The 14,756-nt window shown below is 50.1% G+C and carries 10 protein-coding genes; all 10 read left to right on the top strand.

Annotation, left to right across the window (positions count from 1 at the left end; all coding sequences use genetic code 11):
• Positions 1–75 precede the first annotated feature (75 nt).
• The 10 genes from PUQ60_RS10655 to PUQ60_RS10610 all read left to right on the top strand — a co-directional run bounded on the left by PUQ60_RS10655 (position 76) and on the right by PUQ60_RS10610 (position 14,646).
• Positions 76–1,755, top strand: coding sequence for a potassium/proton antiporter (locus tag PUQ60_RS10655; RefSeq protein WP_273381523.1), 1,680 nt, complete (start codon positions 76–78; stop codon positions 1,753–1,755).
• A gap of 155 nt (positions 1,756–1,910) precedes the next feature.
• Complete coding sequence (locus PUQ60_RS10650; RefSeq protein ID WP_022360006.1) at positions 1,911–2,462, top strand: TetR/AcrR family transcriptional regulator; 552 nt, start codon at positions 1,911–1,913, stop codon at positions 2,460–2,462.
• 442 nt (positions 2,463–2,904) lie between these two features.
• Positions 2,905–4,026, top strand: a complete 1,122-nt coding sequence (locus PUQ60_RS10645; RefSeq protein WP_273380994.1) for an efflux RND transporter periplasmic adaptor subunit — start codon at positions 2,905–2,907, stop codon at positions 4,024–4,026.
• Complete coding sequence (locus tag PUQ60_RS10640; protein WP_273380992.1) at positions 4,023–7,073, top strand: efflux RND transporter permease subunit; 3,051 nt, start codon at positions 4,023–4,025, stop codon at positions 7,071–7,073. The genes PUQ60_RS10645 and PUQ60_RS10640 overlap by 4 nt, the downstream gene beginning before the upstream one ends.
• 88 nt (positions 7,074–7,161) lie before the next feature.
• Entirely contained in the window at positions 7,162–7,821 is a 660-nt protein-coding gene (locus PUQ60_RS10635; protein WP_118629901.1) for a TetR family transcriptional regulator, read from the top strand.
• Positions 7,822–7,823: 2 nt separating this feature from the next.
• Entirely contained in the window at positions 7,824–9,065 is a 1,242-nt protein-coding gene (locus PUQ60_RS10630; RefSeq protein WP_273380988.1) for a TolC family protein, read from the top strand.
• Between the two features lie 121 nt (positions 9,066–9,186).
• Positions 9,187–10,395, top strand: coding sequence for a TolC family protein (locus PUQ60_RS10625; RefSeq protein ID WP_273380986.1), 1,209 nt, complete (start codon positions 9,187–9,189; stop codon positions 10,393–10,395).
• 442 nt (positions 10,396–10,837) lie between these two features.
• The gene (locus tag PUQ60_RS10620; protein WP_022359564.1) at positions 10,838–12,262 is read left to right on the top strand and encodes an amino acid permease; all 1,425 of its coding nucleotides are present in this window, start codon (positions 10,838–10,840) and stop codon (positions 12,260–12,262) included.
• Positions 12,262–13,572, top strand: a complete 1,311-nt coding sequence (locus PUQ60_RS10615; RefSeq protein ID WP_273380982.1) for a M18 family aminopeptidase — start codon at positions 12,262–12,264, stop codon at positions 13,570–13,572. The genes PUQ60_RS10620 and PUQ60_RS10615 overlap by 1 nt, the downstream gene beginning before the upstream one ends.
• 309 nt (positions 13,573–13,881) lie before the next feature.
• Positions 13,882–14,646 carry a carbon-nitrogen hydrolase family protein gene (locus PUQ60_RS10610; protein ID WP_273380981.1) on the top strand — a complete coding sequence of 255 codons (765 nt, stop codon included), beginning with the start codon at positions 13,882–13,884 and terminating at the stop codon, positions 14,644–14,646.
• Positions 14,647–14,756 lie beyond the last annotated feature (110 nt).

Here is a 14,756-nt window from a genome sequence, read left to right as displayed (position 1 = left end):
AGGTAACAAAAAATGCCGTATTTATGCGGCTTGTGGCGTTTCGCAAACGCCTATACCTACTAAACATAGAAAGGAATGATACATATTTCAACTTCATTTGCGCTTCTGGTCGTAGCGATTATTATCCTTGTCTGCATCGCGGGAAGCCGTCTTTCGGGGCGGCTGGGGGTGCCGACGTTGTTTATTTTTATTATGCTGGGAATGCTGTTTGGATCGGACGGTATTTTTAAGATTCCATTCGGCAATTTTGCACTGGCGGAACAGGTCTGCTCGGTGGCACTGATTTTTATTATGTTTTACGGCGGGTTCGGCACGCGCTGGAGTGAGGCGAAGCCGGTCGCGGGGCGGTCGATTTTGTTATCCTCGGTGGGTGTAGTGCTGACGGCGCTTTTGACCGGGCTGTTCTGTCATCTGGTGCTTAATATGGCACTGATGGAAGGAATGCTTCTCGGCGCAGTTCTTGGATCGACCGATGCGGCATCCGTGTTCTCGATCCTGCGTTCGCGCAAGCTGAACCTCAAATACGGCACGGCATCCATGCTGGAGTTAGAGAGCGGAAGCAACGACCCGTTTGCGTACATGATGACGGTGATTCTGCTGTCTGCGATGACGGGGAGTGTGAGCGGCGGTTCGGCGGTTCTGCTTTTGATCCGCCAGCTCGCATTTGGGCTTTTGACCGGCGCGACGGTCGCGTGGTTGGTGACATGGCTTTTAAAGCGGTATGCCTTTTATGGCGAGGGATTTGACACGATCTTTGTCTTTGCGGCGGCAATCATTTCTTACGCGCTTGCATCCCAGATTGGTGGAAATGGCTACTTAAGCGTGTATTTGACCGGTATTATCCTCGGAAATCAGGAGCTGAAGAACCAGAAAGCGCTGGTTGGCTTCTTTGATGCATTTACCGGCATGATGCAGATGCTTCTGTTTTTCCTACTGGGACTTCTGGCATTTCCCTCGCAGATGCCGTCGATCGTGCTTCCGGCGATCGCAATCGCATTGTTTTTAACATTTGTGGCTCGTCCGGCGGCGGTTGGCTTGCTGCTCGCGCCGTCGAAACCGCCGATCGGGCAGTATCTGGTTATTTCCTGGGCGGGTCTGCGCGGTGCGGCGTCAATCGTATTTGCGATCATGGCGACGCTTAGTGAGGGATATATGAAATATGATATATTCCACATTGTGTTCTGCGTTGTTTTATTTTCCATCATTTTTCAGGGTTCGCTGCTTCCGAAGGTGGCAGAAAAATGTGACATGATCGACAACTCGACCGATGTCATGCGGACGTTCTCGGACTATACGGGCGATATGCAGATTCAGTTCGTGCAGCTTCCGATCGGGGACAATCATCCGTGGAAAAACCGTAAAATCTGTGAGATCGAGATGCTTCCGGGTATGTTAATCACAGTGATCCGGCGCGGCGCGCAGACGATTGTGCCCAAAGGGCAGACTGTCATTCAGGAAGGGGATACCGTCGTCTTGGGTGCAGAGGGCTTTACGGACAGCCAGGGAATCCTTTTAAAAGAGATTCTGATGACACCAGATCACCGCTGGTGTGGTAAGAAGATCGCGGAGGCGCGCTTCTATAAGAATACGATCATTGTGATGATAAAGCGGGGCAGCCAGATCATCATTCCAGACGGCGGTACGCAGATACTGGAAGGCGACCGGGTGGTTGTATACTCGCAGAAACTGCCGCAGGTGGAAGGGCGTGTGAAACACGAAAGCGGACCGGCCGTATCGGCTGCTGTTCACAAGTAAGCATGTTTTCTTACGGCACTTTCGGTTCCAAAAGTGCCTATCCGTGAACCGTAACGCGGATTCATTGCAGGAACATGGAAATTTCAGGCAATACTTGCAGTTTGTTGAATTTTAAACTATACTAAAACAACAACGGTTTGCCGGAGGAAAAGAGTATGCAGCAGGGAAATACGAAGGAACGGATTGTAGAGGCTTATATCGAGCTGGAGTCGGAGAGACCGCTCGAGAAGATCACGGTCACGGCGCTGGTTGAGCGGAGCCGGATCACAAGAAAAACGTTTTATTATTACTTTAAAGATATATATGATTTGATGGAATACCGGATGGAACGCGAGATGAAGCGCGTCATGGAAGAGACGATGAGCCAGCCGGATCCGGAGAAGGCGCTGGCACAGCTTTATATGTATATCATGGAAAATCAGAAGCATATCCGGGCATTGTCTGAGTCAGCACAGTTCATGGCGCTGCGCCGTCAGATGGGAGAAAAGGTGTACCAGTATTTTTATAACCATCTGGAGCGGATTGGTATGTTCAAGAAGCTGACGATGCCGGAGGCGGCGATGGCGGTGCAGATCATCATTTTCTCAGTCATGGGAGTTGCGTTTGACGCGCCGTTTAAGGATGAGGCGGATGTGAAGGAGCGTGTCGCCACGTTCATGAGCGTGATCCGCAAATGCATCGGGTGCGACCCTATGCAGGTCCGTTAGGAAAGCAGGTTTCCGGCAGTTTTGAGAATTATTGTAACTGTTCAGTAGGTCTGCGCATTTACTGCGCTGACCGTACGAAAACATGGGCCAGCAGGCAAAAATCCCATTGCCGTAGGCAATTTTTAATGGATTTTTGCGCGTGACTGTGAAGGTACTGAACAGTTACGAATGATTGTCAATTAGAAAATGGAACAAGGAAACGCAGGAGGAATCAGCGGTATTTGGTTGGTTTTTCCTGCGTTTTTGCTGTCATGTACCCCAAAAAACGGTCAGCGGCAGGAAAATTCGGGTGTCATGAAAAAAAGATGAACATAGATGGATACATTTTGACAAATTTGTGTACACACCTGTCCAAACTTGGGAGTGGCAAAGTGTATACGAGATGAGTAAAATATAGACTGAGAAAAATTTATACCAAGAACAAGCATAGATGGAGGAAATTATGAAAAAAAGAGGAAAGATTCTGGCGCTGGCTGCGATTGTAGTAGTTGGTGCTGTCGTTTTGTCCCGATGCGGCCATAAGAATACGGCGGCGGAATATGAGTCCCGTCCAACCGTAAAGGTAGAAAATCCGGTTCGTCAGGACATCAGCCTGTACACGGATCTGACCGGACTGGTAGAGCCGCAGTCCCGCGCGAGCGTCATGCCGAAGATGAGCGGCGAGGTGCTGGAGGTTTACTTCCAGGCGGGCGATACGGTCCAGGCAGGGCAGGCGCTGTGCAAGATCGATTCCGACGCGTTGACAGCGTTAAAGCTGCAGGTGGATGCGGCTTCCGTTGCCTTAAAGAATGCGGACAGCAATTTAAGCCGTACCCAGGCGCTCTTTGCCGATGGTTTTGTCTCCCAGGAGGCGATGGAGCAGGCACAAAACAACGCACAGAGCGCGAAGATTTCCTATGAATCTGCGAAGAATCAGTACGATCTGCAGGTGAAATACACAACCGTGACAGCGCCGATCGACGGTGTGATCGAGTCCCGGAGCGTCGAACCGCATGATCATGTATCTCCGGCTGGCGAGATCTGCACGATCTCCGGTGCCAGCCAGTTACAGGTTAAATTCGGTATCACCGAGAAGATCCACCAGACGATGGAGCTGGGTGACAGCGTGACGCTGGAGAAAAACGGTGTGGATTACACCGGTACTGTGACCGAGATCGGATCTATGGTCAACGAGAGCAGCGGTCTTTATGACGCGCGTGCGATGGTGCCGGATGCAGCAGGTCTTACGAATGGTTCCCGCGTAAAAATGACGATTATCATGGACCGCGTCAGCCAGGTGCTAACCGTTCCGGTCGATGCAGTCAGCTACGACAACGGTGCCCCGTTTGTATACCTCTATGAGGACGGAAAAGCGGAGAAAACCGAGATCGAAGCAGGTATCTATGACGATGAAAATATGGAAGTAAAATCGGGTCTGACGAGCGACAGCCAGGTCATCGTAAGCTGGAGCAACGAGCTGGTGGATCAGGGAGAAGTCCTGTTGGCACAGGATAGCGATGGCGCGCAGACAGACGGAAACAATGAGACAGCAGCGGAGACGACAGAGGCAGGTGACAAAGAATGATTCGACTGACAAAACTCGCACTGCGGCGTCCGGTTACCATCATTCTCTGTCTGATCACCATCGCGTACTTCGGTTTTCAGTCCGTCATGGGCATGAAGCTGGAACTGACGCCAGAGATGGAGATGCCGATGTTAATCATCGCCACGGTGTATCCGGGAGCCAGCCCGGAGGACGTAACCGATCTGGTTACCAAGAAAGAAGAAGATGCGATCACGTCATTGGACTCGGTAGATAAGGTACAGTCCATTTCCCGTGAAAATGTATCGATCGTCATTGTCCAGTATGAGTACGGCACCAACATGGATACCGCATACATTAACCTGAAAAAGGCGATAGACGGCATTCAGGGCGATCTGCCGGACGATGCCAATGACCCGAATATCATGGAGCTGGATATCAACTCGATGGCGACGGTTACGCTGGCAGTCAGCGGCGACGTTGATCAGAACCTTTATACATATGTAGATGACAAAATTGTTCCTGAGTTTGAGAAATTAAGCTCGGTCGGCGAGGTTTCGATTGCCGGCGGTCAGGAGAGCTACACCCGCGTGGAACTGATTCCGGAAAAACTGGCACAGTACCACCTGAATATGAATACGGTCGCACAGTTAGTCGGTGCCGCCGATTTCACGATCCCGGCGGGCGATGTCCGGGTTGGAAAACAGGATCTCGACGTCAGTGTCGGCAACGAATTTAAGAGCACGGAAAGTCTGAAAAATGTCGTGCTTCCGCTGGCAAACGGTGAGACGATCCATCTTTCTGATATCGCGAATGTCTATGAGGCGCTGGAGGATGCAAACTCGATCGGACGCTATAATGGCGAAGATGTTATCTCCCTGGGAATCAAGAAACAGCAGAGTTCCACCGCGATCGAGGTTTCCAACCAGGTAACCAAGAAGGTGCAGGAAATTGAACAGCAGTATCCGGGTCTTAAAATCACCGTGGTAGATGATGCCAGTGACACGCTGAAACGGTCTTTAAGCAGCGTAATCCAAACGCTGCTCCTGGCGATCATCCTGTCCATGATCATTCTGTTCTTATTCTATGGCGATCTGCGTGCATCGGTCATCGTAGGTACGTCCATTCCGATCTCCGTTGTGTTGGCGATCATTTGTATGGCGGCGATGGGATTCTCAATGAACATTATTTCCCTGACGTCGCTCGTTCTCGGCGTTGGTATGATGGTTGATAACTCGATCAACGTCCTCGACGGATGTTTCCGGGCGAAGGAAAAACTGGATTTCTACGACGCGGCGCTGGAAGGTACGCGCACGATGATCGGCTCGATCACCGGCGGTACGCTGACAACCTGTGTTGTATTTATTCCGCTTCTGATGTTAAACGGTATGTCTGGACAGCTCTTTACACAGCTCGGCTACACGATCATCTTCTGTATGACGGCTTCCTTATTCTCGGCAGTCATCATCGTGCCGCTCTGCTATATGTTCTGGCATCCAGTGGAGAAGGATCATGCGCCGGCAGGACGCATCATCAAAGGCATCCAGGCCTGGTACCGCAAGCATATGCCGCAGGTCATTAAGCGCTATGCGCTGGTATTTGGAACGACGGCGGTGCTGGTTGTGCTGGCCCTCCTCATGGCGTCCAGACTGAACCTGGAGCTGATGTCCTCGATCGATGAGGGTATCGTAACGATGACGATCAAGACGAAGCCGGGTTATTCGGTATCGGCGATCCGTGACACTGTGCTTGATTTGGAAAATATGGTAGAGGCAGACGAGGATGTGGATCATTACCTGATGACATATGGAAACAGTGGCGTCAGCATGACTTCTGGAAGTGATGTGACACTGAATGCCTACTTAAAAGATAAGAGAAAGCTTTCCACGGACGAGGTTATCGAGAAGTGGAGATATGCGACACAGAACTACGTTAATGCGACCATTACCCTGGAACAGGGCAGCAGCAGTATGAGCAGCAGCATGAGCAGCGGTGATTCGATTGAGGTGGATCTGCAGAGTACCGATTATGATACATTAAAGAAGTCAGCGGATGATCTGGTAACGGAGCTTCGCAAGCGCGAGGATGTTATGCAGGTACATTCTTCTGTTGAGAATGCGGCGCCGGTTATCAAGGTAAAAGTGGATCCGGTCAAGGCGGAGGCAGAGGGACTGACCCCGGCAAGCATCGGTTCGGCTGTATACAGCAATTTAAGCGGTGTGAAAGCGGCGACGATCTCCGTCAACGGCGAGGATCAGGATGTGAAAGTAGAATTTGCGCCGGATCGTTACGATTCCATCGCGAAACTGCAGGGCATGATGATCACGACAGCGGCGGGCAATACGCTTCCGCTGGAGGATCTGGCAGAGATTTACTACCAGGACAGCCCACAGGAGATTTCGCGAAAAGAGAAACAGTACCAGGTATCGATCACGATGCAGGCACAGGCAGATTATAAGAAGACGGCTGAAAAAGATGTCAAGAGCTTCGTGCAGAACTGGGAGTTCCCGTACGGCGTTGAGATGGCGACCAACAGCCAGGATGAGTCGATGGGCGAGGAGCTTTCCGCGCTGGGAATGGCGCTTGTCACAGCGATCTTTCTGATTTTCATTGTCATGGCGATTCAGTTTGAGTCCCCGAAATTCTCCCTGATGGTTATGGCAACGATACCGTTCAGTTTGATCGGTTCCTTTGGCTTCCTGTTCCTGGCGGACTGCCCGATCAGTATGACCTCCATGCTTGGTTTCCTGATGCTGGTCGGTACGGTTGTAAACAACGGTATTTTGTACGTGGATACGGTCAACCAGCTGCGGGTGGAGATGCCGTTAGACGAGGCGCTGGTAGAGGCAGGTGCGATCCGTGTACGCCCAATCTGCATGACGACACTGACGACCATCATTGCGATGATCCCGAACTGTCTGGCATTTGGTAAGGCGGGCAAGATGATGCAGGGCTTAGCGCTTGTAAACGTCGGCGGTCTGGTTGCGGCGACGATCCTGACGCTGGTACTGCTTCCGTCCTTCTACCGGGTGGTTTATAACATGGGAAAAGGCAAAGAAGATGAGTATGATAAGCTGGACTGCGACTAAGGAAAAGCAGGTTAAGCAGTGAATCTGTCAGGCGGCGGACCCGGGGCGGGGAAGCTGCCTGTACTGATAGAAAAAGGGGGAGAAGAAGATGCCGTCGGAACGATTTAAGCGGCTGCCGGAGGAAAAACAGAAGAAAATCCGGGACGCGTGTATGGCTGAATATACGCGGACAACGATAGAAAAAGCATCGCTCAACCGTATGATAGAAGATGCCGGAATCTCCCGGGGCAGTTTTTATACGTATTTTGACAGTAAATGGGATGTTTTAGGATATCTGTGTGAGAGTTTTATCAATGAATTTTATGAGTGCGGCGTGCGCTGCCTTGAAGAGGCGCAGGGGGACATCTGGGAGATGTTAGGGCAGTTTTTAAACGGTTCGCTTGCCCTGTGCCGCGATGAGAGACGCGCCGATTTCATCCGCAACATCATGGAGTGCAGCAGCCGTGAGGCGCTGACCTTTGATATATTCAGCTCCGATCCGGACAGTCCACGCGCCGTGCGTGGACGGAAGCTGGAACGTGCCGCCTATGAGTCGTGCGTGGGAAAATCCTTGCGGAAGCTGGGCTGGGAGGAATATATGAGTTTTTTCCGCATGGCGATGATGGCGATCGCGATGGAGATCAAGAGCTTTCACGACGGAGTTCCGGAAAACCGTATCCGAGAACGGTTTGCCCTGACACTCGGCATCCTGAAACGGGGTGCTGGGATAGAATCGGGAGCGGGCGCGCAGAGCGCCGAAAGGAAATGAAGATGAGTAAGATGAAGAAAAACAGGAAAAAACTGTTTGCCATTCTTTTACAGGCGGCGTTAGTCAGCACGGCTATGACGATGCCGGCATATGCGGCTAAAACGCCGGGGATCGGCTCAGATGCGCTGATCGGCGACGATGCGACCGGTCCGGTGCTGACGGGCGGCAATACCGAGGTAGAGGAGGAAACTTCCCCATACACCAAAGAACAGCTAGAGGATGGGACGCTGGAATATGGCGAGATCGCATGGCGAATCGAGGGGTACAACAGCACGTACTTAAACCTGCGTTCCCAGCTCTACAGCCAGACGACCAGCCAGTCGGCGGGAACTGCCCTGGCGGCAGAGGCGAGCGCTCTCATGGAAGATGCGATGGACCTGAAGTCCGACGATATGGATGCGGAGACGAGAGAGCTGTTTGAGGGCTACAAGGCGGCAGCGAGAGAGCTGCGCAAACAGGGGGCAAAGCTTACGAACAAGGAGCTTTCCGGCACCTATGCCCGGACCCTGCGTCAGACAAAGAATAAGTTAGTCAAGGCGGTGCAGAACTTGCTCATCCAGTATGAGGAACTGCTCCCGCAGGTGGAAACAGCGAAAAAGAATGTGGAAATGTGCCAGGTAAATGCGGATGCCGCACAGAAGATGCAGGCGCTCGGCCGTGCTTCCGCGCAGGAGGTCCTGACGGCGCAGAAGGCGCTGCAGCAGGCCAATTCCAGCGCCCAGCAGGCAGAGAATGGGGCACTGCAGCTCAAGCAGAATATTTTGATGCTGCTTGGATTTGACGCGGATGCGCCGGTGACATTTGCGGATGTGCCGGTTCCGGATGCCACCCGCCTTGCGACGATGGATCTGGCAGCCGATGCACAGGCGGCGGTCAGCGAAAACTATGATTTGATGTCTGTGCGTGCAGCGAAAGCGGAAGGGTCTTCCAACCGCACAGTCAAGAAGCGAAACGTCGCCTATACCGAGGATTCGGTGACGATCACGGTTCAGAACCTCTATGCGGCGGTGGTATCAAAGAAACAGGCGTATGACAGTGCGACGGCTGGATATCAGGCGGCAGCGCAGAGCTACGAGGCGGCAAAGCGCCAGAACGCACTGGGAATGCTCTCAAGAGCCAATTATTTAGGGCTTGAGTGCTCCTGGCTCAGCAGTGTGGCGTCGTATAAGAGCGCGGAATTGGAATATACCAAAGCTGTGGAAAACTACGAGTGGGCTGTGAAAGGTCTGATTGTGACGAATTAATCCGTCAGGAATGGCAGTTTACTTAAGGTGTGAACAGGTTACTATTCACGGGTAGGCACTTTTGGAACAGAAAGTGCCGTAAGATAACATGGTGGTAACAGAAAGGAAGTAGGAACCGGAAATGAGACATAGAAGAAGGAAAACGGCGCTTCTGACCGCAGCGGCAGCAGCGGTTCTGGCATTGCAGGGACCGTTTGCGGCGCTGGCAGCCAGCCCGCAGTTTGCTTATGACGCAGATACATGGGCGAAGCTTCAGGACAATGTGATGGAATACAGCGAACTGCCGTATCTGGTACAGGAGTACAACCCGACGTATTTAAACAATCAGACGACCTATCAGGCAGGGCGCGACACAAAGAATGCGAAGGAAGTGCAGGATAAGCAGTACAATCAGGCGAATGATCTGTACGACAGCGCGGATAACCTGCGGGATCAGGCGGATCAGATTGAGGATTTTCTGGCGGTGCCGGGCATGGCGAGTGCTTACGCAAGCCTGATGTCAGCGTCCGTCATGGTGGAGCAGAATGCGTTAAAAACCCAGCAGTCTGCCGATGCTTCTTACCGCGACAGCGAGATGGACCGTCTGGACTATATCAACAGCCAGGATGCGGTTGTCGCGCAGGTGCAGTCGGCGTTTGCTGCTTATAATCAGGTCAAAAAGACAATTCCGTTGATGGAGAAATCAGTGGAATTGCAGGAACTTTCCATGCAGCTGACCCAGAAGCGCCAGCAGCTCGGTCAGGCGACCCAGATTGATGTGTTAAATGCACAGAAGTCACTGCAGTCACTTCAGTCCACGCTGACCCAGACAAAAGCGGGACTTCAGGCCCAGCATCAGCAGCTCTGCGTCCAGACCGGATGGTCCTATGACGCGGAACCGGATATCCAGGATCTGCCGCAGGCGGATCTCACCCGGATCGCGGCGATGAACCTGGCAGCGGACACACAGACGGCGCTCGAACAGAACCTGTCCTTACAGTCCAACAAGCGCGGCTATGCCAATATGGCAGAAGGTTCAGCCGATAAGAAAAATATGGACCGCACCATCAAGAACCAGGAACAGACGATCCGCTCCGGTATGCAGACACTCTACAACGATATCATGCAGAAGCAGACAGCCCTGCAGCTTGCCGATGCGTCCCTGGCAGCAGAGACGCAGACGATGAATGCGATGCAGAAGAAGCTGGAGCTTGGCATGGCGACCCAGCTGGAGTACAAGAGCGAGGAAGTTTCCTTCCTGGAGAAACAGATCGACAAAGAGACAGCTAACATGAACCTGCAGCAGGCGCTCGAGACGTATGAGTGGGCGCTGAAAGGTTACATGAAGTAGGGACAGAAGTTAAGTCTCTGGCACTTCCTCTGCGCGGGGGTTAACGTGGCGCTGGAAGAGGTGTATATATCGAAAATGATATAATAAAATACTTATAAAATAAGGGGCATAAAATCCTCATGGATCGGCATTTGCCCGGTAAAAAATGGATTTTTAGACAAAAAGTGTATTTCTGTCACGGACGATACGGCAGTTCACAGACCGTATGTTTTTGTGACACGTACAAAAAGAGGAAAAAAAGCGGCGATTCGGAACGGAACGCCGCTTTTTTTGCGAAGGAAATAGGTATATATTGTGAGACTTTAACAAAAAATATGCGTAAACAACAGAATACTACCAAATCCGACTGGAAAATACTGGGGTAATAAAAAATACTTTTGACAATTAACGCGGCATATGAGAAAATAAAAAAGATACTGGCAGTAAGGAGAGAAAATAAGATATGAACAAGTCACAAAACAAAATCAAGTGGTATATGCTTTCCTTTATGTGTTTCTCCACCCTCTGGGCATTTGGAAACGTTTTAAATGGTTTCATATACTTCAATGGAACACAGGTTATCTTCTCCTGGATTCTGATGTTTGCACTGTACTTTGTACCGTACGCACTGATGGTCGGAGAGCTTGGTTCCGCATTTAAGAATTCGGGCGGTGGTGTCAGTTCCTGGATTCATGAGACAACCGGTGCGAAGGCTGCATACTACGCAGGCTGGACCTACTGGGCGTGTCATGTCACCTACATCGCATCCAAAGGTTCTGGCGGTCTGAAAGCGCTCAGCTGGATGGTGTTCCAGAATGCGGAGAAGTATGCATCTTTTAACACAAAGGCAGTACAGCTCGTTACTTTTGCCGTTCTGCTGTTCTTCTGCTGGGTAGCAAGCCGCGGTTTAAATCCGCTGAAAAAGATGGCAACCTTAGCAGGAACCAGTATGTTCGTTATGAGTATCCTGTACATTCTGCTGATGTTCGCTGCACCGGCAATCAACCCGAACGGCGGTTACCTGTCTGTTGATTTCAGCATGAAGAATCTGATCCCGCATTTTGATTGGAAGTACTTCAGCAGCCTGTCCATTCTTGTATTTGCGGTAGGCGGCTGTGAGAAGATCTCCCCGTATGTAAACAAGGTAGAGGATCCGGCAAAGGGATTTCCGAAGAGCATGATCTTTGCAGCAATCATGGTTATTGTCTGCGCGATCTTCGGTACCATCGCAATGGGCATGATGTTTGATCCGGTACTGATTGAGGAGAATTTTGACTCCTACAACGCAAACGGTTCTTACTGGGCATTCCAGAAACTGGGTGAGTACTACGGTGTCGGCAATCTGCTCATGATTATCTACGCAGCCTGCAACGCGATCGGACAGTTCTCGACGCTGGTAGTCAGCATCGACGCACCGCTGCGTATGCTGCTTGACAACGAGGATGCGCGTCAGTTCATCCCGACCAAGCTGTTAAAGAAGAACAAATTCGGCGCTTACATCAATGGTATCTGGATGGTTGTTATCCTGTCCGGTTCCATTATCCTGGCTCAGGTCCTGGTTCCGAACGCAGATACTGTACTGCGTCAGCTGACCCAGTTAAACTCGGTTACTATGCCGATGCGCTATCTGTGGGTATTCTTCGCTTACTTCATGCTTCGTAAACACACGAACAAGTTTGAACGTGAGTACCGCTTTGTAAAGAATAACGGAGTCGCTCTTGGCTTCGGTGCATGGTGCTTCTTCGTAACAGCAGCCTGCTGTATCTTAGGCATGTACAAGCAGGGCGATATGTATACAACTGTGCTGAATGTCATTACGCCGATTGTCCTGGTAACACTGGGTCTTATCTTACCGGCGATTAAGAAGAGAGAAGGGAAGTCTGCATAATGAATGCTGCAAACGAATTACTGACTTTTATTGAGAACAGCCCGAGTATGTTTCATTCCATCGAGACAATCAAGGGTATGCTGGACGAGGCAGGTTTTACATACCTGCCGGAGTCGGCTCGTTGGGACGTGAAACAGGGCGGAGATTACTATACAATCCGCAACCATTCCAGTATCATTGCGTTTCGCGTAGGAGAGAAGCTGACTGATTATCACTTCCAGATGTGTGCCTCCCACAGTGATTCACCGACTTACAAGATCAAGAGTGTGCCGGAGTTAAATGGTCCGGGCGAGTATCTGCGCCTCGATGTGGAAGCATACGGCGGCATGATCGACAACACCTGGTTTGACCGCCCTCTGACCGTTGCAGGCCGTGTACTGGTAAAAGACGGTCAGGGCGTGAGCGCGAGACTTCTGTACATCGATAAAGACCTGCTCATCATTCCGAACGTAGCGATTCATTTCAACCGTGAGGTGAACGATGGATACAAATACAACCGTCAGGTTGATTTATGCCCGCTGTTCTCTGCCGGTGAGCTGAAAAAAGGCGCGTTTGACGCGATGATTGCGAAAGAGCTTGGTGTGGCAGCGGAGGACATTTTAGGGAAGGATCTCTTCCTTGTAAACCGCCAGCCGGGTACGATCTGGGGGTATGCGGACGAGTTCGTTTCCAGCCCGAAACTGGACGACTTACAGTGCGCTTACGTTTCCCTGAAAGCATTCCTGGCGGCGAAGAATGAGCGCGATGTCAGCGTATACTGCTGCTTCGACAATGAGGAGGTTGGTTCCAATACGAAGCAGGGGGCGATGTCCACCTTCTTACAGGATGTCCTGCACCGCATCAACGGCGCACTTGGCAAGACACCGGAGGACTACTATCAGGCAGTTGCCGGTTCTTTCCTCGTAAGCTGCGACAACGCACACGCCGTTCACCCGAACCACGGGGAGAAGACGGATGCAGTCAACTGCTCCTGGATGAACAAAGGTATCGTCATCAAGGAGAGCGCGAACCAGAAATACACCACGGACGCATTCAGCCGTGCGGTATTTACGAATGTCTGCAATGAGGCAGGTGTTCCGGTTCAGGTGTTTGCAAACCGCAGTGATATTTTAGGCGGTTCCACCCTTGGAAACCTTTCCAACACGCAGGTCAGCGTCCATGCCGTCGATATCGGTCTGCCGCAGCTTGCGATGCATTCCTGTTACGAAACGGCAGGTGTGAAGGATGTGGAGTATGCAATCAGTGCTCTGACCAAATTCTATCAGACCACTCTTCAGATTGAAGGCGCTGAGAGCGCAATGTTTGAATAGTTTTAGGATTGCGAAAGTGCGAAGCACATAGCAATCCGGTATCAAAATATAGTAAAAGCCCCGGAGTTTTGTGATTCCGGGGCTTTTACTATATTTTTATATCTAAATGACGATAGACTGGAATTCAGACTATGGTCTGTATAATGCAGATTTATTACTTTATAAAATAATATGATTTTATTTTGTCTGATTTACGTGATAAAATCAAGAAAAGAAATGTAATTTCGTGAGTAAGTATGAAAATGAAAAGAGAAAAAAATCGAATATTTGGATTAAATTGAAAAAAAGTAAGTTTAAAAAGGAGGGCATATGTTAAAGCTAGGAATTATTCAATTATCTATCCAGGAAGGAAATATCGAAAAAAACTGTGCTCATATAGAAGAACTTGTTAGAAAACATTCTTCTGACGACATAGATCTTCTTTGCTTTCCGGAACTTTGTATCAGCGGATACAATTTTGAAAAGGCCATAATTTCAGATAGGGAAGCACTTTTTTTCTCAGAGCTTGCCAGTAAATATAAGATAGCAATCATGGCCGGAATTAATAAAAAAGAGGGAAACCAGCATTATGATGTTGCCTGTATTTGGGATGAAACAGGAACACTTTTGGGAGAGTACAAAAAAATTCATTTATGGGATAAGGAAAATGATTTTTTTGCGAAAGGAGAAGAGCTGGTTACGGTTTCGTTTAAAGGCTGGACAATTGGATTGTTAATTTGTGCGGATTTTGGATTCTCAGAATTGGCAAAATCTTTAGCATTAAAAAAGAACGCAGATGTGATTATGTATCCGAGCGCGTGGAATCCGGGTTGGGATTACCTGTTTTCCGGATGCAGCAGTATAAGAGCAGCAGAAAACCAGGTTTATACGGTTGGATTAAACAGGGCATCCGGGGACGTGGAGTATTGTGGTAATACAACTGTTTCGAATCCGGATGGAACAACGCTTGCTAGATTATGCACATCAGAAGAATCCTACACACGTGTTGTGCTCAAAAAGGAATGTTTGGAGAAAGCGAAAGAAACCATCCCGTGGAGATTAATGAGACGTGAAGAAGTTTATAACAAAATATAGGAAGGAGATTGTATGGGAAAAGAATTAGAAAAAGAAAAAACGGTGATTATAGATGATCTGAAGTGCTATACTAACGTTGTAACAGTAGTGGCTAATAAGATATAATAAAT

The organism is Clostridium sp. AF02-29 (assembly GCF_934835585.1).
Lineage (GTDB): Bacteria > Bacillota > Clostridia > Lachnospirales > Lachnospiraceae > Otoolea > Otoolea fessa.
Note: the sequence above shows the minus strand (reverse complement) of the source record. Positions and strands in the feature narration are given on the sequence as shown.